Raw genomic sequence first — 20,211 nt, forward strand, 5'->3', positions numbered from 1 at the left:
ACTGAGTAACGCTACCCCTGCCCATGGTATAATATCCATAGTTTTCAATCGGATAAGTACGCGCTCACAAACTTGGCACGGACATTGCAATTAGAACCTCCAACAGCGGTTGAGCGCCGCTGAAATCCAGGACTGAAAGGCTCGGGAGGCTGGACGCGATCCAGACTGAGCCAAATGGAGGACACAATGATTGCAGTTCCGACTGGCACGGCGGATGAGCCGCGCGGCCGCATCCCGCTTTATAAGCATCTCTATTTTCAGGTACTGGTGGCGATTGCCGCCGGTATCACGCTCGGCCATTTCTATCCCGAACTTGGCACGCAGCTGAAGCCGCTGGGCGACGCCTTCATCAAGCTGGTGAAGATGATCATCGCGCCCGTCATCTTCCTGACGGTCGCGACCGGCATTGCTGGCATGACCGACATGAAGAAGGTGGGGCGCGTTGCTGGCAAGGCGATGATCTACTTCCTCACCTTCTCCACGCTGGCGCTGATTATCGGTCTCGTCGTGGCCAATGTCGTGCAGCCGGGCGCTGGCATGCATATCGACCCAGCCTCTCTCGACCCAAAGGCCGTGGCCGACTACGCCACCAAGGCGCATGAGCAGAGCATTACTGGCTTCCTCAGCAACATCATCCCGACGACGATTGTCGGCGCTTTTGCGGAAGGTGACATTCTGCAGGTGCTGTTCTTCTCGGTCCTGTTCGGTATTTCGCTTGCGCTTGTGGGCGACCGCGGCAAGCCGGTCACCGACTTCCTGCATGTGCTGACCGCACCGGTTTTCAAGCTGGTGTCGATCCTAATGAAAGCCGCACCCATCGGCGCTTTCGGCGCGATGGCCTTCACCATCGGCAAATATGGCATTGGTTCCATCGCCAATCTCGCCATGCTGATCGGCACCTTCTACCTCACCTCGCTGCTTTTTGTGCTCGTCGTTCTGGGTGCGGTGGCGCGCTATAACGGCTTCTCCATTCTCGCTCTGATCCGTTACATCAAGGAAGAGTTGCTGCTCGTGCTGGGCACCTCCTCATCGGAAGCGGCTCTGCCTGCCCTGATGAACAAGATGGAAAAGGCAGGTTGCAAACGCTCGGTTGTCGGCCTCGTCATTCCCACCGGCTATTCGTTCAATCTCGATGGCACCAATATCTATATGACGCTTGCTGCCCTCTTCATCGCGCAGGCGACAGATATTCCGCTGTCGTTGAGCGACCAGATTCTGCTCCTGCTGGTGGCCATGCTCAGCTCCAAGGGTGCCGCTGGCATAACCGGCGCGGGCTTCATCACGCTGGCCGCGACCTTGTCGGTCGTCCCGGCTGTGCCTGTGGCCGGTATGGCGCTCATCCTCGGCATCGACCGTTTCATGTCGGAATGCCGCGCCCTGACCAATCTCGTTGGCAATGCAGTCGCCACCATCGTTGTTGCGCGCTGGGAAAACGAGCTGGATCAGGACAAGCTTGCCGCCGCATTGGCTGGCACCCCCGCCATCACCGATGCGATGCCGCAGCTGGAGCCAGCGGAGTAAGCGCTACGCAAACAAAAACGGCCCGCTTCATGCGGGCCGTTTCGTTAGATACCGCCGCCCTCGCCGAGAGTGCCGAAATGCTCGATCATGCGATCGACATTGGGTGTCAGACCCGTGAACAATTCAAACGCGCCGACCGCCTGAAAAACGGCCATGCCGCCGCCGTTGACGATGCTGCATCCGCGCTTTGCCGCTTCGACCAGAAGCTGCGTCTGAAGCGGGAAATAAACAATATCCGCCACCCAATGCCGTGGCGTCAGCAGACCCGTATCCAAAGGCACGCCGGGGTGCTTGGCCATTCCGGTCGGCGTGGCATGGGCCAGCCCATCGGTAACTTCCAGCGCGGCGGCGATATCCCCGCCTGATACAAACCGGCAAGCCTCATGCCTCGGCGCCAGTTGCGCAATCAGCGCTTCGGTTCGGGCGGCATCCAAATCGAAAACCTGCACGTTTCGCGCGCCCATTGTCGCCAATGCATGCGCAACCGCAACACCCGCACCACCGGCACCGATCAATACTGCATTGTCGACCGGGGCATCGGGCAAAGCGCGCCGGAAGCCCTGCGAAAAGCCCCACCAGTCGGTGTTATAGCCGGTTCTGCGACCGTTTTTGAATGTCACCGTATTAATCGAGCCGAGTGCCGCCGCATCGGGCGACAATTCATCGACAAACTGAATCGCCGCCTGTTTGCAGGGATAGGTGATGTTGAGCCCTGCAAACCCGTCTTTCTCCGCCTGATCCATCAGCTGCGGCAAAGCCTCAACGCCCACGCCCAGCACCGAAAGATCGAATCGGTCATAGCGGTAATCGATGCCGTTCATGCGCCCTTCATGCATATGCATGGCTGGAGTGCGAGAGGCACCGATGCCGCTGCCAATCAAGCCCACGCGAACCGACCGCGTCACTGTTTCCGTCACGGAATTTAAACTCCACCCCTATCGTCCCGCCATTTTCGCACGGCAGGTTTCTTGTTTTTGAAAATGTACGAACTGGTTAGTAACGTCAATCGGACATGGCGACTATTTTTGCAATGCACACCGAATTGAATGTGCTTTGAGCATTTCCAGCAAAAGTGCGTAGCGGTTTGGCGTCGGATAATACGTGAAAACAACTATCTAGAACGGTCCAACGATTCCGTTTCAACCGGAACCGCTATTGAGCCTCACGATTTCAGGTAAGCCAGGATCATATCCGCGATAAGCTGACGATGCCGCGTTCGGTACTCATCGGCCATGAGGTCCCGGTCGAAAAGCGCGCCAAATGTGTGCCGGTTGGCGACCCGGAAAAAACAGGCGGCGCTGATCATCTGATGCAGATCGACCGGATCGACCTTGCGGGTGAATACACCGCTTGTTTCCCCGCGTGCCAGAATCTCGGCAATGATCCCGATCACACCGGAATTGGTGCGCTGGAAAACGCTGGAATTCTTCAGATGCTCGGCGCGATGGATGTTCTCGATGCTGACCAGTTGCACGAAATCGGGATTGGCGTCGTCATGATCGAATGTGGCCTCGATCAACCGCCGCATCGCTTCTTCCGGCTCGAAATCCTGAAGCTGAAGGCGGTTTTCCAGCGCCCTTATCTTGGCATAGGCGCGCTCCAGCACAGCCAGATAAAGCCCTTCCTTGTTGTCGAAATAATAATAGAGCATCCGCTTCGACGTCTTAGTCTTCTCGGCAATCGTATCAACACGCGCACCGGAAAAACCTGCCCGAACGAATTCTTCGGTCGCGACCTCAAGGATGTTTTCCCTGGTGCTGTCGGGATCGTTTTTCCGTCCCGCGCGGGCCTGTGCAAGCTCGACTGCGCTGTCCATCGTGATCGTCTGGCCGCCTTTTAAAATGTACCAACTGGTGGGTTATATAGGCGCATAGTTCAGCGAGGGGCAAGCACGGGGCACTGTCATACATGCGCAAATGGAAAAGGGGACGGTAAACCGACCCCTTCTCTAAGTTCAACAGGCTTGACGCTACGCTATTTGCCCGCCGCCTGCGCGGCATAGACATAGCTGTCATAGGTATATTCAGCGACGCGGAACCACTCGAAACCCTCGTCGCGGAATTTCTTCCAGCTCGGATAGATCTTCGCCCAGGCCGGGTTCTTTTCGGTATATTCAGCGTAGAGATCGAAGGTGACCTTGTAAGCGGCATCCAGCACGTCGCGCGGGAGAGGCCGCAAGTTTACGCCCTTCGACACCAGCGAGCGGATTGCACCGGTGTTCTTCACGTCATAGAGCGAAATCATGTTCTGCGTTGCAGCCTGAGCGGCGGTGTTCAGCGCCACCTTGTAGGCTTCCGGCAGGCTTTCATATTGCTGCTTGTTGACGAAGAAATGCACCGAAGCGCCACCTTCCCAGAACGCCGGATAGTAGTAGTAAGGCGCGATCTGGTAGAAGCCGAGCTTCTCATCGTCATACGGGCCGACCCATTCGGCGGCATCGATGGTTCCGCGTTCCAGCGACGGATAGATGTCGCCGCCGGGCAGTTGCTGCGGCACGACGCCAAGGCGCGACATGACTTCACCAGCCACACCGGCAATGCGCATCTTCAAACCTTTCAGGTCTTCGAGGCTCTTGATTTCCTTGCGATACCAGCCGCCCATCTGTGCAGCGGTGTTGCCGCCGACGATACCGACAACGCCGTAATCGGAAAGGAATTCGTTATAAAGCTCATTGCCGCCGCCATGATAGAGCCATGCATTTTGCAGGCGCGTGTTCATGCCGAAGGGAATAGCGGTGCCGATGGCGAAAGCCGGGTTTTTGCCGGTGAAATAATAGCCGCAGGTATGGGCGATTTCGACGGTATTGGCCTGCACCGCGTCAATAGCCTGCGGACCGGGCACCAGTTCGCCCGCCTGAAACACCTGTATCTGGAACTTGCCGTCCGTCATCTTCGACAGAGCATTGGCCATAAAGACCGCGCCGCCATAGATCGTGTCGAGATTGTTTGGGAAGCCCGATGTCAGACGCCAGCGTATGTTCGGCAATTCATCTGCGATTGCCGGTGTGGCCAGCGCCGCACCGCTTGTGGCGGCGGCGGCTCCGATGGCCGCCCCCTTGGTTAGAAATGTACGGCGGTTCAAATCCTGTTTCATGTTTTCCTCCTCCAAAACTGTTTCACTTATCACCGGCGCGGTAACTGGTCTCCCCTCGGTTACTGCGCTGGCTTTTCCGGTTGTCCGAAGCTTGGCTGCGGCGATCCGAACGATGGGGCGGGCAGCGGGTCCGTGGACGGCGAAGGCGCACCGAATGGGGCGGGCGCAGTGCCGAACGGATTGCCGCCATCCGCACCCGGCATCGGCACGTTGATCTGGATCGTCGACGGATCGGCGACCGGATGGCCGGATTTGTAATGGGTAACGATACCGGGAAACGCGATGATGATCGCGACCATCACCAGCTGGATCAGCAGGAACGGGATTGACCCCATATAGATCTGGCCCGACGTGACCGGTTGGATCGTGGCTCCCGTTACCTTGTCCTTATAGGCGCGCGACGGCGCCACCGAACGCAGATAGAACAGGGAGAAGCCGAACGGTGGATGCATGAACGATGTCTGCATGTTTACCGCCAGCATGACGCCGAACCAGACGAGATCGATGCCGAGCGCGTCGGCAACCGGCGCCAGAAGCGGGATGATGATGAAGGCCAGCTCGAAATAATCGAGGAAGAAGGCCAGAAAGAAGACGAGAATATTGGCGACGATCAGGAAGCCGACTTCGCCGCCGGGAATCGACGTCATCAGATGCTCAACCCAGACGTGACCGTTGACACCGTAGAAGGTGAGCGAAAACACACGTGCGCCAAGCAGAATGAAAATGACGAAAGACGAAAGCTTCGCCGTGGCGTAAAGCGCCGAGGTCAGCATCTTCATGTTCAGGCGGCGATTGATGATCGCAAGCAGAAGCGCACCGACCGCGCCCATTGCGCCGCCCTCCGTCGGCGTAGCGACACCGATGAAGATCGTGCCCAGAACGAGGAAGATCAGCACCAGCGGCGGCACGAGCGAGACCACCACGCGCTGCGCCAGTTTCCACCCCTTCAAGGTGCGGGCCTGCAACGGCAAGGCTGGAACAGTCTGAGGCCGTAGGATCGACATGCCGATGATGTAGGCGCAATAAAAGCCGACCAGCATCAGGCCCGGCACGAGCGCGCCCTTATACATATCCCCAACCGACCGACCGAGCTGGTCGGCGAGAACGATCAGAACGAGGCTCGGCGGAATGATCTGCGCCAATGTGCCGGAAGCGGCAATAGTGCCGCTGGCCACTTTTCGATCATAGCCGTAGCGCAGCATGATCGGCAGCGATATCAGGCCCATCGAAATCACCGAAGCGGCAACGACGCCGGTGGTCGCCGCCAGAAGTGCGCCGACAATAATCACCGCAAAGGCCAGGCCACCGCGCACGGGGCCGAACAACTGCCCGATCGTGTCGAGCAGGTCTTCGGCCATGCCGCTTCGCTCCAATATCAACCCCATGAAGGTGAAGAAAGGAATGGCGAGCAGGGTTTCGTTCGACATCTGGCCAAAGATGCGGTCGGGTATGGCCCCGAACAGATTGACCGGCAAAAGCCCCATTTCGATGCCGACGAAACCGAAGGCAAACCCGACAAAGGCAAGCGCAAAAGCCACCGGATAGCCGAGCAAAAGCACGACGATCAGCGAGAGGAACATCAGCGGCGCGAGATTTTCCGCGAAGAAAGCAACCATATATCCGTCCCCCTCAGAGCGCTTGGGCTTCTGCGTCTTCAGCCGCCACCGTGTCCGGTAGACGCCCTTGCAGAATGGCAATGCGTTTGATGAGTTCGGACAGGCCTTGCAGCGCCAAGAGTCCGAAACCGATGGGGATCAGCGTCCAGACAGGCCAGAGAACCAGCCCGCCTGTATTGTTGGAGGTTTCACCGCTGGCGAACTTCGCTTCCACAATGGGCCATGAAAGATAGATCGTGATGAGGCAGAAGGGCAGCAGGAAGACGATAGTGCCGAAAATCTCGACCAGCAGCTGGGTGCGGCGCGAATAACGGCTGTAGAGCAGATCGACCTTCACATGCTCGCTGTGTAGCAGCGTGTAACCGGCGGCGATCAGGAAAACTGCTGAAAACAGATACCACTGCGCTTCCAGCCATGCGTTGGAACTGAGATTGAAAAGCTTGCGCGAAACCGCATTGATGGCGCTGATCAGCACCGCCACGAGTATCAGCCAGGATACTGCTTTTCCGATGAAATTATTGGCCGCGTCAATAGCGCGCGACAACGCCAGCAAAACTGACATTGCTCCTCCCCTTTTGTTTCGGCCTCCTCAAGCCGTTTTGCAAAAGAGAATAAGTGCGCGGGAATCCACCCGCAAGCAGACGATAGTCGCAACAAAAGCACAATTACCCACTAGTGGGTAATAAGCAGAGCTTTCCCGTCTTCCGGCGGCTAACTTTCTGAAAAGCCAAGCCGGTTTTCAATGGCATAACGGGTCAATCCGGCGGTGCTGGCGATGCCGAGTTTCTTCTTGATGTTCTTGCGGTGAGTCTCGACTGTTGCTTCCGATATGCCGAGCGCGGAAGCAATCTCGCGATTGCTGCTACCTTCGGCAACCAGAACCAGCACATCGTTTTCACGCGACGACAGGCCTTCCGCCTTCTTCTCGGCATTGTCGAGAAGTGCTTCCGAAACGCCGGAGGAAAAATAGGTTCCGCCCGATGCGACTGCATGGATGGCGGCGACGATTTCACTCGTCGAAACATCCTTCAGCACATAGCCCGAAGCACCGCGCATGATCGAGGTCGAGATATATTCGCGACTGTCATGCATGGAGAGCATCAGAATGCGCGTACCCGGCAGTTGCCGCTTGAAAAGCTCGATGGCATCGATACCGTTGAGAAGCGGCATATTGATATCCATCAGCACGACATCGGGCTTGGCGGTCTGCGCCATATCCAGCGCCAGCCGCGCATTGGATGCCGCGCCCGCGATTTCAATGTCGTCATAGGTTTCAAGCACGGCGCGCAAGCCGTCGAGAACCAGCGGATGATTATCGACCAGCAATACGCGAATCTTGCATTCTTTCGTCATGCGACTTCCGGTTTCATCAGGGACGGCTTCGTCATAGGTCTTTCGACTGCCGAAAGCGGCAGGCGCGCGGTCAACTGCGTACCATCGCTGCCGGTTTCCACCAAGAGCACACCGCCGAAATGTGCCATGCGTTCCTGCATATTTCTGAGGCCAAGTCCCGATGTCGCCCCTTTCAGATCCTGACCGGCAAATCCATCGCCATTGTCGCTCACCGTCATCGTCACGCGCCCGTTCGAATCCCAAAGGCGCACAGAGACCGCGCTCGCGCCCGAATGGCGCTCGATGTTGGTCAGCGCTTCCTGCGCCACCCGGTAGAGCGCCGTGCTGGGCTCCGGTTTCAGATTGACGCGCAGCGTATCGGCCTCAAAGCGGGTCTCGATACCAGTCCGCTCCGCGAAATGCTCGAAGAGCGCTTTCAGCGCCACCGTCATGCCCAGATCGTCCAGAATACGCGGTCGCAGATCATGCGAAAGCCGCCGCACCTCCTTGATCGCGCCGTTCAGCACATCCGATGCCTTCTCGATAGCCCTCGGCGCACCGTCGCTGCCCGTATGCACCTGACGGCTGGCCAGATCGATGGCATAGCGCACGCCCACCAGATTCTGCGAAATGCCGTCGTGAAGTTCGCGGGCCAGACGGGCGCGTTCCTCCTCCTGCGTATCGATGATGCGCTGGGCAAGCTCCTTGAGCTTGCTGTCCGCCATGCGCCGCTCGCGAATGTTCAACAACATGCATGTCGCGAAAACCAGCATGACGGCAGGCACGGCGATGAGACTGACCACCAGAAACGTGTTGCGGATATTGGCGCGAAAATCGGCATTGGCCGCCGCCGTCTGCGCATAAACATCATCCAGATAAACGCCGGTTCCCAGCATCCATTTCCACTTATCCAGCCCAACCGCAAAGGACAGCTTGTCGGCCATTTCGCCGCTCGACGGCTTTTCCCATTTATATTGGTGCAGCCCGCCCCCTGCTTTGCCTTGTCGATCAGATTGGCAATGACATGATCGCCATCAGGATCGACCAGATTGAGCCAGTTCTGACCGGGACGAAAGGTCTGGCGCGGATGCACGACATTGTTGCCGTCATAGTCATAAACGAAGAAATAACCGTCCCGCCCGTAATCGAGCGAGGTGAGAATGCTCGTCACCTTCTGCATGGCCGCTGTATCGTCGGGACCGGCCTCGTCATAGATTTTCTGGATTGCTGACAGAGCCAGATTGGTGAGGTTCAGAAGCTCGGTCTCCTTCGCCTTCAGCATGTTCTTCTCAAAAGTCGCGATGCTGCTCTGCACGAGATTGGCCGATTGCCACGTGATGAAGGCCGTGACCGTCAGGATCGCGACGATCAACGGCACAATGGCCAGAGCCAGAATCTGATATCGAAGCGTCACGCCTAGCTCCTCCCAACATCGCCGGACGGCTTTTTAAATTGGGACTTTAAAGCCCCGCTTCGACGGACGAAAGAGGCGATATGCGCTGCCAATTTGCGGCACATTGCCAGACGGCAATATTATTTCGTATAGACTTATTTATGTAGATATAATGCAAAGCGCGGTCAGCTTTCCATTGCGCCTTGTTGCAAGAGCGGTATAGGAAGGCTGAAATTAAACGTTCGCGCGCTTCATTCGCGACGTGCAGGACCCTGAATTCTGGCCGTCTTGCCCAACCCCCATCGTTGAAGTGCGCCTTCGGAGGAGTGATTATATGCAATATTGCGGCAAGGCGCCTCGTCGACTTCCCAAGGAGAGAAGACGATGAACGCCGAAGTAAAACACGCGCAGGCGGGTGGAACCGACAAGACGGCCATCGAGCTGAAGAATGTAGAGATTTCGTTCAAACTGGCCGATGGCGGTCGGTTCGATGCGGTTGCCGAAAGCAATCTCAAGGTCGCGGAAAACGAATTCGTCGCCATTGTCGGCCCAACCGGATGCGGTAAATCCACCTTGCTGAATGCTGTGGCCGGTCTTCTGACGCCTGCGCAGGGTATTGTCGAGATCAACGGCCAGCGCCTGCAAGGGCTAAATCGCAAGGCGGGTTATCTCTTCCAGCAGGACGCGCTGATGCCCTGGAAGACGGTGCTCGACAATGTCGCCATCGGCCTTGAAATCGCGGGCTCAACAAAGGCCGAAGCCCGCAGACATGCGCAGGAATGGCTGGCCCGCGTCGGGCTTGCAAGCTTCGGCGACCGCTATCCGCATATGCTTTCCGGGGGCCAGCGCAAACGTGTGGGTCTGGCGCAGGTGCTGATCCGCAATCCGAAATATCTGCTGATGGATGAGCCATTCGGCCCGCTGGACGCGCAAACCCGCGTCATCATGGGCGATTTGCTGCTCGATCTTTGGTCGCAGGACAAGAAGGCGGTCATGTTCGTCACGCATGATCTCGAAGAAGCCATCGCGCTTGCCGACCGCGTTGTCATCATGTCTGCCGGTCCGCGGGCGCGTATCATGGCGGAATATCGCATTCCGCTCGAACGCCCTCGCGAGATTTCCGAAATCCGCCTCGACAACCAGTTTCACGAAATCCACCGGGAAATCTGGAGCGCGCTCAAGGAAGAAGTCCTCAAGGGCTACCAGCAGACGAGTGGAGAACGCGCCGGAGGACGTTCATGAAAAAGCCATTGCTGTTTCTGGCGCAGCTCAGTATTGCTGTTGCCGTTATTCTCGTGTGGCACGTCTTCTCCGCCACGCATCTTTTCGGCAACCCCGCCAAGGCGAAATTCTTCTTCGCCACACCGGGCGATGTCGCCTTGCGCACCTATAAATGGTTTGCCGAAGGCACGATCTGGTATCACCTCGGCATCACGCTGCTCGAAGCCATGCTCGCCTTTGCCATCGGCTCGATTGCGGGTGTCCTGATCGGCTTCTGGTTTGCGCGCAAGCCCATATTGGCAGCTGTTTTCGATCCCTATGTGAAAGCCGCCAACTCCCTGCCGCGTGTTGTTCTGGCACCGATTTTTGCGCTGTGGCTTGGCCTCGGCATCTGGTCCAAGGTAGCGCTTGGCGTTTCACTGGTGTTCTTCATTGTCTTCTTCAACGTCTATCAGGGCGTGAAGGAAGTGAACCAGACCGTGCTGTCCAATGCCCGCATGCTCGGCATGAACGAGCGGCAATTGTTGCGCAACGTCTACCTGCCCTCGGCTTTGTCATGGATGTTTTCGAGCCTGCATACCGCTGTCGGCTTCGCCGTCGTGGGTGCGGTCGTGGGCGAATATCTCGGTTCTTCGGCGGGGCTTGGCTACCTCATTCATCAGGCGGAAGGCGTGTTCGACGTGACCGGCGTTGTCGCCGGTATGCTCGTGCTGACCGTCTTTGTGCTGATCATCGACTGGGGCGTCACCATCATCGAGGAGCGCCTGCTTGTCTGGCGCCCCAAAGCCGCAAGCCACAACGCATAACGGCGCGTCGCGCTTACGAGAGCGGTTCCGGTCAAAATGGAATCATGGAACCGCTCTATCTATTTGTTTTCACGCATTATCCCACGCAAAACCGCTACGCACTTTTGCTGGAAATGCTCTAGGAGGAAAATCATGAAGATTAATCGCAGAGACGCCCTGCTGGGCGCCGCAGCTCTTGGACTGGCCGGCATTGCTTCCCGCCTGCCCGCCTATGCGCAGGACGCATCGGCAACGCCAGAAAAACCCGAACTGATGTTCGGCGTCGGCGGCAAGCCGCTTTTCTACTACCTGCCGCTAACGATTGCCGAGCGCAAAGGCTTCTTTGAAGAACAGGGCCTGAAGGCAACGGTCAACGATTTTGGCGGCGGCGCGAAGTCGTTGCAGGCTCTGATCGGTGGTTCGGTCGATGTCGTGACGGGCGCTTACGAACACACGATCCGCATGCAGAACAAGGGCCAGGACATCAAGGCAGTCTGCGAACTTGGACGTTTCCCGGGCATCTGCATCGGCGTGCGCAAGGACCTCGCAGGCGAAATCAAGACCATTGCCGACCTGAAGGGCCAGAATGTCGGCGTTACGGCGCCCGGCTCCTCCACGTCGCTGTTCCTGCAATATGCACTCATGAAGAACGGTCTGTCGGAAGATGCCGCGTCGATTATCGGCGTTGGCGGCGGCGCAAGCGCGGTTGCAGCCATCAAGAAAGGCGAAATCGCCGCTCTCGTCCATCTCGATCCGGTAATCACCCGCCTCGAAGTCGATGGCGATATCACTCTGCTGATCGACACCCGCACAGAAGAAGGCACGCGACAGCTGTTCGGCGGCACCAATCCGGCCGCGACAGTTTATGTGCAGCAGAGCTTTATCGACGCAAACCCGATCACCACGCAGCGCGTCGTCAATGCCTTCGTCAAGTCGCTGGACTGGATTCACAAGGCATCCGCCGACGACGTTGCCGACGCCGTGCCGGAGGAATATCTGCTTGGCGACCGCGAACTCTACAAAACCGGCTTTGAGAAATCCCGCGCCATGTATTCCGAAAAGGGCCTGATTGCCGAAGAAGGCTTCAAGAGCCTCTATGAAATGTTGAAGGCGCTCGATCCGGAGCTTTCCAGCGCGGATATTTCATTTGCGCAGACTTTCGATCCGCGCTTTGTGCAGGCCGCCAAAATCTAACCAAGAACAAGGCCGGGATCGCTTCGGATCCCGGCCTTTTCCATTTCATTCGTTGAAAAATGCCGCGCGGAATCAAACGCTATCGTGAGCTGGACGCGCGATATGCCGCTTCAGCAATGCGGCTGCAAATTCGAAATCCCCAGCCTCGATAGCCTGCAAAATTTCCAGATGGTCCGCGCAGGCCTGACGAATTCGCGCTTCTCCCATACGCTCAAACTCACAGGATTCCGTCAGTCTCCGCAAATGGTTCTGCCAGCGCAGAGCCTGGGTGAGAAACCGGTTATTGGCCCATGACACCAGCGTTTCATGGAAATTCGCATTGACGTCGAACCAAAACCCATCCGGAAAATCGGATATCGGGCGTTCGAGTATTTCAAGCTGTTCGCGGTGCAGTTCCTGCAACTCGGAGAGAACCGGGCTGTAATCAGCTTGTGTCAGCGCGCCGCATTCGATGACCACCCGGAAAGAATAGCTTTCATTGACGGCATGTTCATTGTCGAGCGCTTCGGCAAAGCGCCAGCCGTAGCCTGGAAGCCGCTCGGCCAGTCCTTCGGCGGCAAAGCGCATCAATGTGCGGCGCACCGTTCCACGGGTCACTTCGAACTGTTCCGCGAGGGCTGCTTCAGAAACTTCCAGGCCGATCGAACCGGAAGCACGCGCGCTCATCAGCCTGTGATAGAGGTCTTCGAAATCGGACGGCGGCAAAATCTCGTTCGACAGCTCGTCCTGTTTCGGAAAACGCTGCAACAGATAACCACGGTTCGGTGCCTGCGCGACGATCCCCCGCTCCACCAGAAGATGCAAAACCTGCCGGACCGGCGAGCGTGAGACATGCAATTCGCGCGCAATCGCGGCATCGGAAATGCGATCACCGATCTGCCAGCGCTCCTTGGTGATAAGCGCCAGCATCTTATGCGCAACTTCCACCTGAAGATTGCTCAAACCGGTTTGCGTCACTGTTCCGTCCGTCCGGGGTGCTGTTACGATGATGTTCACGCGCGGTAAATCCTCCGTGACAAATTTATAACAAAAATCTGCACGCGCGGGAGTTCCATTCGCTTGAGGGCACGCCAATGTGATCGGCGCGTGATGAGGCGAAACGGAAAGCAGTTTTCTGAAAAATAGCGGGAGTTACGGCCGGGGAGCCGCTTTGCTCGACCCGAACTGGTGCGCTTCAAAGGGCAACCCAAATGGCAATACCGCCGCCCCGATAAAAAGCAGGCGACAGATCGGAGACCTATCGCCTGTCTATAACAATGGACTGGAGGTCACATTATTATCAGTTCATATTTTCAAGCTTCGTCAGATAACCCGACACATTACTGCGAACATAAACCTAGACGAAACCTGTCCGGATATCGGGACGATGCCCCGATATCCAATCTTGATATGTGTTATTAGAACGAGCGCTGGAAGCGAACGATACCGCCCCAAGCGTCCTTCTCGACAGCGAGATCACGCCATTCGCCACCGAACTTGGTGTACGAAATTTCCGGGGTGATCGTGAAGCCAGGAACGAGCTGGTAAGCTACGTTAGCCGTAACTGCAGTCTTGCCCCAGTCGTCGTGTGCGCCCTGAAGGTTGAAGGTAGCCTTGTCGGTTGCCTTGAACTTCGCGCCACCCCAGACAGCCCAATCGCCGCCCCACTGGCCGTAGTTCTGCACCGGAGATTCTTCCGAAGCGTAACCACCCTGCAACCAAACCGAGAAGCGGTCGGTGATGTTCACGTCACCGCGAACCTTGGCGGCCCATTCTTCGATGACCGAGTCGTAAGCTGCAACAGCTGCGATCGAACCCCAGCCGCCTTCGTACTTCAGACCGCCGAGGATGTGCGGGGTGTAGCCGTCGATGACGTAGCCCGAGCCGCCTTCTTCAACAGCCAGGATAGCCGAGAAGCCGTTGCCGCCCTTGTAGGTGTACGAAATCTGACCGGTGGTGTAGCTGCCTGCGCCGACCACGTCATCGTTGATGACGCCGCCGAGGTAACCGGTGAAGGTGTGGAATGCGGATTCGTCGATACCAACCTTGAAGCCGCCGAGCTGGATGTAACCGATACGGAAATCAACGCCCTGCGTCGTATAACCGTAATCACCATCTTCACGGCTATTGTTGGCGCCGTAGTTAAAGCGGGTTTCGGTGTAGGTCTTCAGGGTGCCGAGTTCGGTTTCCGAAGCCGTGTGGGTACGAAGCGTGAAGCGTGCGCCCTTGTCCCAGCCTTCACGGTCTACGCCGGTGTAGACGTCATCGCCGCCCTTTACGTCGTAACGGACGTAGCCGCTGATGCGCAGGCAGGTTTCGGTGCCCGGAATGTAGAAGTAGCCAGCGCCGTAAGCATCGCAAACGCGGACATATTCAACTGCTTCAGGTTCCGGTGCAACGATTGCATCGGCAGCCTGTGCGCCGGAAACTGCAACGAGCGCTGCAGCGGAGCCGAGAAGAAGGCTCTTGATGTTCATTTCTGACCTCCAGGATCAAGTTGATAGAAGTTTCGATTTTTTTACGAGTCGTTTTTTACGATTGCATAATACGATTTTCATTGATGGTTTCGTTAGTCAATGGCGTTTTTTCCCAATAAGATACAGACCGTTACTTCATTAGCGACCGTTGAAATTCTGCAACAGTCATAATTAGCCATGGCCCGCCGCTCTCCCACTTTTGCGGGATCTGGATTTTCGATCCCCCGGATGCCCGGAGCGCTGTTTTGAGGATTTCTGCAGCTTCCCGGTGGAACCCGTGCAGATGGTGGAAACGCTACATGCCGCGGGCAGCTATTGTGCAAGCGAGCGACATCATGCACCGCCTTGGCAGCGTGCAAGACATCGCCTCAACATTTTCGATGGTAGCCAAACCCGCCATATTTCACCCCTCTTCAATACATCCCCGCAGCCGTTGTCCCCCAACGAACTGCGAATGTCCGGATGCTTCGCCCATTTCTGTTACAATCAGATGACGAACAGTGAGCACTGCAACCTTTATCCGTATTTTTAAAGGATCGGGGGCAGAGTTCAGCTTATAAGTTTTTATTATTTTGTAGGGATTTAGCAAAAATCCCTACAGACACACGCATTTTCTTTTATTGCCGCTGATTTTTTTTTAAGAGTGCCGCTGCAAACCTGCGTTTGGCGCTAGTCGTCGCACTTACCCCTTGGAAAGCGCGATGACCGGGTCCAGTTGCGAAGCGTTTCGCGCTGGCAGATAGCCGAACACGACACCGATCAGCGTCGAACACAGGAAAGCTGCGATAATCGACGTGGTTGAATAGACAAGGCTGAAATTCGAGCTGAACAAGCTGAAGAGCAAGCCGAAGCCGAGCGCCGTCAGAATGCCCAGAACGCCGCCGATCAGGCAGACAAGCACCGCCTCGATCAGAAATTGCTGCAAGATATCGCTCTGTCGCCCGCCGACCGCCATGCGTACCCCGATTTCCGAAACACGTTCGGACACCGTGACGAGCATGATGTTCATCACCCCGATGCCGCCGACGATCAACGAAATAATGGCGATTGCCGCCACCAGAAGCGTCAGCGTCTGGGTCGTGCTGGTGATCGTCTTGCGAATATCGTCGGTGTTCAGGATGTAGAAATCCTTGGTGCCGTGGCGCTGCAACAGAAATTCGGTGACCGACTGCTGGGCCAGCGCCGTATCGATCCCGTCCTTGACCTGCAAGGTAATGCTGCGCAGCGAATTGCTTCCCAGAAACCGTGCCTGAACGGTGGTGTATGGCAGATAAAGCGACAGGTTTTGATTGGAGCCGAAACCGCCCTGCTGCGGCTCCATCACGCCGACAATGCGCGCGGGAACATTGCCGATCAGCAGCACCTGTCCCACCGGATTGATATCGGCAAACAGCGCGTTTTTGGTGTTCTGGTCGATGACCACATCCTGCGCCGTGGTTCGCACGCTTTCGCGGTCGAAAAACTGTCCATCGGCAATCTTGCTGCCCTTGGCGACAAAATATTGCTCGCTGACGCCATTTACCAGCGCATTGGACTCCTGCGAGCCGAAACGCACCGTGCTGTTTGTCGAGACTGTTGGCGTGGCAGCCGCGACATAGGGCTGTTTGGACAGTTCCAAAGCGTCCGAAACCACCAGCGTGGTGATTTTCCCGGATCGCACATCGCCGAAATCCTTGCCTGCGAAAATTTCCAGCGTATTGGTGCCGAGGCTGGAAATATTGGCCAGCACCCGCTCCTGCGAACCGCGCCCTAGCGCCACGACGCTGACGACCGAAGCGATGCCGATGATAATGCCCAGCATGGTCAGGAAGGTGCGCAGCTTATGCGCCCGCATCGAGAGCAATGCCATCAGAAAGGCCTCGCGGATCGAACCCATCAATCCATAGAGCGACAGCGCGCGCTTGCGCTTCGAGGCCGCATCTTCCGGGCTGACGGCGCTTTCCACGATTTCGGTCTTTTCCACCGGACGGTCGGCGATGATCTCGCCATCGCTGATTTCGATGATGCGTTCTGCCTTGCTGGCAATCGACATATCGTGGGTGACGATGATGACCGTGCGCCCTTCGGCATGCAGCTCACCCAGAATGCGCAGCACCTCTTCGCCGCTATGCTTGTCGAGCGCGCCGGTCGGCTCGTCGGCCAGAATTAGGCTGGCGTCGTTCATCAGCGCACGCGCAATGGATACTCGCTGCTGCTGGCCGCCGGAAAGCTGGCCGGGCCGGTGATGCAGCCGGTCACCCATGCCAAGACGCGTCAGCAAGGACCCGGCGCGCTTGGCACGCGCCGACGGGTCGATACCAGCATAGATCGCCGGTATCTCGACATTGCCGATGGCCGTCAGCTCTGGCAGCAGATGATAACGCTGGAAGATGAAGCCGAAATGCTCACGCCGCAGCGCGGCCAGTTCATCCACATCCATGGAGGCGGTTTCGCGACCGCCGATTTCGTAGCTGCCGGACGTTGGACGGTCCAGACAACCGAGAATATTCATCAGCGTGGATTTACCCGACCCCGACGCACCGACAATCGCCACCATCTCGCCAGAATTGATGGTGAGGTCGATGTCTTTAAGGACCGCGATGGAACTGTCCCCCGACGGGTACTCCCGCCGGACTTTTCTGAGGCGGATCAACGGTTCCGTCATGATCAGAAGCCCATCGGCGGGCCGCGACGGCCACCCGGGCTGGGGCTTGCCGCAGCACCTGCCGCCAATTGGCCGGTGACGACGCGTTCGCCTTCATCGAGGCCCGATTTCACCTGAACCATCACCTTGTTGTTCAGGCCGATTTCAATCTTCTTGCTTGAGATCTGCCCCTTGTCATCGACCACGCGCACCGTATAGCGGCCATCCGCATCGCGCGCACCCAAGGCAGAGGACGGAATGGTCAGGACATTGTTCTCCTGCCCGAGAACGATGTGCACTTCCGCCGTCATATAGGTGCGCAGATGCCCGTCTTCATTCGGGATGGTGAAAAGGCCATTATAATAGATCGCCTCCGACGACGCACTGCTCGAAGAGGACGACGAGGACGAGCTTGAGGAACTGAAGCTGCTGTCGCTTTTGATCGATTCCGGCGCCGGTTCCACCGATTCAAGGCTTGCTTCATAGCGGCGGTCCTGATCGCCGAGCACCGTGAAATAAAGCGGCAGGCCGGGCTTCACCCGGACGATATCAGCTTCGGAAATTTCCGTATAAACCGTCATCCGGTCAAGCTGGCCGAGAATAACAATCGTCGGTGCGGATTGCGTTGCGTTGACCGTCTGGCCTTCCTGGCTGACGATGGAAAGAACGGTTCCCTCAATCGGCGCGGTGATCTGCGTATAGCCGAGATTGGCTCTGGCGGTCTCGACGGCAACTTCGGCTGCCTTGATCTGGGCCCTGAGCGATTCAATCTGCGCCTGCGTCACATTCAGATCGGCAGCAGCCGTGTCGTAATCGGCCTGCGAAACAGCATGTTTGGCAAGCATAGCTTTCTGGCGGTTCAGCGTCTGCTGGTTCAGCGCCAGCGTCGCCTGCTTTTCCTTCAACTGCGCTTGCATGTTGGCAAGTGACGCCTCTGATGTTCGCAGGTCGTTTTTCTGGGTGGTGGAGTCGATCTCGGCGATAAGGTCATTCGCCTTCACGACCTGCCCAAGCTTCACCTTGACCGATGTGATGCGGCCCGATGCCTGCGCGCCGACCGCAACCAGACGAACCGGCTTGATGGTTCCCGTGGCAAGCACCGTGACTTCGATGTCGCTGCGGGTCGCAGTGGCGGTCATCATCGATGGTGTCTGGGACGACGATTGGCTGCGCCAGTAAAAATATCCGCACACGGCCACAGCGATGAGGACTGCGGTCGTGACGACGAGACGTTTAAAGCGCATTCAGGGAACCTTGCATATGCTCGTGGATTGAACGTGACCTCGGAAATCGGCCTCACAGGGCCGCATGATCAAGGGTCGAATTCGAAAAATCCAGTAGAAATCTATAATTGCCAGCAATCTTTTCAATTCCGGCATCTGCCTTGGCCAATGTGTGACATTGGCAGCACATGCCGGAATGCGACCACCAAATCCGTATGAGGGGGATTTAACTTAGTTGGCGGCGGCAGTGGCCACCGCATTTCTCTTCGGAAGACGCGGACCCGTATTCACGTCCACGACTTCCGGTTTGGAAACTTCAATGGCGCCACTCCAGCCACCGCCAAGCGCCTTGTTGAGCGCGATATAGTCGGTAGTGATCAGAACCTGGCTGGCGATCAGTGAATCCTCCGCCGAATAGAGCGAACGCTGGGCCTCCAGAAGATCGAGGAAGCTCTGCGTACCCGACTGATAGAGCGAACGTCCAAGCGACGCCGCCTCGCGATAATGGCGAGCCGATGTTGCAAGCTTGGACGATTTGATGCGCTCCTGCGCCAGCGAAACGATAGCGTTTTCGACTTCTTCAAGCCCGGTCAGGATCGAAGAGCGGTAGGCGATGAAATACTGGTCGCGCTGCGCCTGCGCCATCTCGACGACTGCCTTCAGCTGGCCGCCATTGAAGATCGGAACCGTGAGGGTTGGGCCGAACGACCAGCTGATCGACGAACTTTTGCCGAGATCGCCGATCTTGGTGGCCGAGGTCGCAATATCGCCCGTCAGGCTGAGACCCGGATAGCGGGCGGCTTCCGCCTGACCGACCTTGGCCGTGTATTGCGCATATTGACGTTCAGCCAGCCGCACATCCGGGCGGGAGAGAAGAATGTCTGCCGGAATGCCCGTGGGCATCGGCAGTTTCGGCTTGGGGATCGCCTTGACCTTCTTCATGCGCTCTGCAAGTGCGGCAGGCGCACGACCCGTCAACACGGAAAGCCGATGCACGGAAGCGGCATAGGCCGCTTCAAGGTCCGGTATATTGGCCTCTGTCGAAGCCGCCTGACCGGATGCGTTGGAAAGATCGACCGCCGACGATGCGCCCGCCTCGAATTTGTTGCGCGTCAGGGTAGCCGTTTCGCGCTGTGAAGCGGCGGTCCGCCGGGCCAGCGCGGCACGCGCCTGATAACCGCGCGCTTCGACATAATTCGTGGTTACATCGCCAATCAGCGTCACGAGCGTATTGCGCAGGTCTTCTTCCGAGGCATCCATGCCGTATTTGGCGGCTTCCACCGACCGGCGGTTGGCGCCGAACAGATCGATTTCCCAGCTTGCATCCAGTCCGCTCTGGAACTGGCTGCTGGTGCTCGCCGTGCCACTGACCGAAGAGCCTGTGCGGCTGCGGGTCGCCGAAGCGGAACCGTCCAGTGACGGCAGCAGCGTGCCGACCGACTGACGATAGGTAGCGCGCGCCTCGCGCACGCGGGCCTTGGCGGTTGCAACATCCAGATTGCCCGCAACCGCTTCCTCTACGAAAGCATTGAGCAATGGATCGTTGAGCCGCTTCCACCATTCGGCCAGTTCCGCGGGCTTTGCCGGTTTTTGCTGCTTCTTGTTGCCCCAGTTGGAAGGCATGTTGATCAGGGGCGACTGATAGTCCGGCCCGACCACACAACCGCTGACGGTCGCAACAAGACACAACGTGGCCAGCACTTTCATCGTGCGGCGGACGCGCTGATCCTGTCTGGTGCAGGGGTTGTGGTCAA

At 57.5% G+C, this 20,211-nt stretch carries 15 protein-coding genes and 1 pseudogene; 4 read left to right on the forward strand and 12 right to left on the reverse strand.

From position 1 onward, the window contains the following. The first annotated feature begins 186 nt into the window (after positions 1–186). Complete coding sequence (locus tag QLQ11_RS15140) at positions 187–1,521, forward strand: dicarboxylate/amino acid:cation symporter (protein WP_109367167.1); 1,335 nt, start codon at positions 187–189, stop codon at positions 1,519–1,521. A gap of 44 nt (positions 1,522–1,565) precedes the next feature. On the opposite strand, the gene QLQ11_RS15145 is transcribed toward QLQ11_RS15140, so the two are convergent. From QLQ11_RS15145 to QLQ11_RS15175, 7 genes and pseudogenes are all read right to left on the reverse strand, one after another. Then, complete coding sequence (locus tag QLQ11_RS15145; RefSeq protein ID WP_109367166.1) at positions 1,566–2,438, reverse strand: shikimate dehydrogenase; 873 nt, start codon at positions 2,436–2,438, stop codon at positions 1,566–1,568. A gap of 245 nt (positions 2,439–2,683) precedes the next feature. After that, positions 2,684–3,337, reverse strand: coding sequence for a TetR family transcriptional regulator (locus QLQ11_RS15150; protein ID WP_109367165.1), 654 nt, complete (start codon positions 3,335–3,337; stop codon positions 2,684–2,686). A gap of 158 nt (positions 3,338–3,495) precedes the next feature. Then, complete coding sequence (locus tag QLQ11_RS15155; RefSeq protein ID WP_109367164.1) at positions 3,496–4,614, reverse strand: TRAP transporter substrate-binding protein; 1,119 nt, start codon at positions 4,612–4,614, stop codon at positions 3,496–3,498. Positions 4,615–4,673: 59 nt separating this feature from the next. After that, positions 4,674–6,230, reverse strand: coding sequence for a TRAP transporter large permease subunit (locus tag QLQ11_RS15160; protein ID WP_109367163.1), 1,557 nt, complete (start codon positions 6,228–6,230; stop codon positions 4,674–4,676). A gap of 13 nt (positions 6,231–6,243) precedes the next feature. Continuing rightward, the gene (locus QLQ11_RS15165; protein ID WP_109367162.1) at positions 6,244–6,792 is read right to left on the reverse strand and encodes a TRAP transporter small permease subunit; all 549 of its coding nucleotides are present in this window, start codon (positions 6,790–6,792) and stop codon (positions 6,244–6,246) included. Positions 6,793–6,941: 149 nt separating this feature from the next. Further along, positions 6,942–7,583 (reverse strand): response regulator transcription factor, encoded by a 642-nt coding sequence (locus QLQ11_RS15170; RefSeq protein WP_109367161.1) that lies wholly within the window; start codon positions 7,581–7,583, stop codon positions 6,942–6,944. Further along, positions 7,580–8,976: pseudogene (locus tag QLQ11_RS15175) on the reverse strand (cache domain-containing protein). The gene QLQ11_RS15170 and the pseudogene QLQ11_RS15175 overlap by 4 nt, the downstream one beginning before the upstream one ends. 363 nt (positions 8,977–9,339) lie before the next feature. Here QLQ11_RS15175 and QLQ11_RS15180 point away from each other — a divergent pair. The 3 genes from QLQ11_RS15180 (at position 9,340) to QLQ11_RS15190 (ending at position 12,155) form a co-directional block, all read left to right on the forward strand. Beyond that, a complete protein-coding gene (locus QLQ11_RS15180; protein ID WP_109367159.1) occupies positions 9,340–10,197 on the forward strand; it encodes an ABC transporter ATP-binding protein in 858 nt (285 codons plus the stop codon). Beyond that, entirely contained in the window at positions 10,194–10,982 is a 789-nt protein-coding gene (locus tag QLQ11_RS15185) for an ABC transporter permease (RefSeq protein WP_283736172.1), read from the forward strand. The genes QLQ11_RS15180 and QLQ11_RS15185 overlap by 4 nt, the downstream gene beginning before the upstream one ends. Positions 10,983–11,114: 132 nt before the next feature. After that, the gene (locus tag QLQ11_RS15190) at positions 11,115–12,155 is read left to right on the forward strand and encodes an ABC transporter substrate-binding protein (RefSeq protein WP_109367157.1); all 1,041 of its coding nucleotides are present in this window, start codon (positions 11,115–11,117) and stop codon (positions 12,153–12,155) included. A 72-nt stretch (positions 12,156–12,227) separates the two neighbouring features. Here the strand turns inward: QLQ11_RS15190 and QLQ11_RS15195 are convergent, their stop codons facing one another. The 5 genes from QLQ11_RS15195 to QLQ11_RS15215 all read right to left on the reverse strand — a co-directional run bounded on the left by QLQ11_RS15195 (position 12,228) and on the right by QLQ11_RS15215 (position 20,164). Further along, complete coding sequence (locus QLQ11_RS15195) at positions 12,228–13,151, reverse strand: GntR family transcriptional regulator (RefSeq protein WP_235858952.1); 924 nt, start codon at positions 13,149–13,151, stop codon at positions 12,228–12,230. Positions 13,152–13,552: 401 nt separating this feature from the next. Next, positions 13,553–14,611, reverse strand: a complete 1,059-nt coding sequence (locus QLQ11_RS15200) for a porin (protein WP_109367155.1) — start codon at positions 14,609–14,611, stop codon at positions 13,553–13,555. A gap of 682 nt (positions 14,612–15,293) precedes the next feature. Next, positions 15,294–17,255, reverse strand: coding sequence for a MacB family efflux pump subunit (locus QLQ11_RS15205; protein ID WP_283736173.1), 1,962 nt, complete (start codon positions 17,253–17,255; stop codon positions 15,294–15,296). 2 nt (positions 17,256–17,257) lie between these two features. Continuing rightward, entirely contained in the window at positions 17,258–18,478 is a 1,221-nt protein-coding gene (locus QLQ11_RS15210; RefSeq protein ID WP_109367153.1) for an efflux RND transporter periplasmic adaptor subunit, read from the reverse strand. Positions 18,479–18,688: 210 nt separating this feature from the next. Beyond that, on the reverse strand, positions 18,689–20,164 hold the full coding sequence (locus tag QLQ11_RS15215) for an efflux transporter outer membrane subunit (protein WP_283736291.1): 1,476 nt from the start codon (positions 20,162–20,164) through the stop codon (positions 18,689–18,691). Positions 20,165–20,211: the final 47 nt, after the last annotated feature.

This window comes from Ochrobactrum sp. SSR, assembly GCF_030067775.1.
In the GTDB taxonomy this organism is placed as follows: domain Bacteria; phylum Pseudomonadota; class Alphaproteobacteria; order Rhizobiales; family Rhizobiaceae; genus Brucella; species Brucella teleogrylli.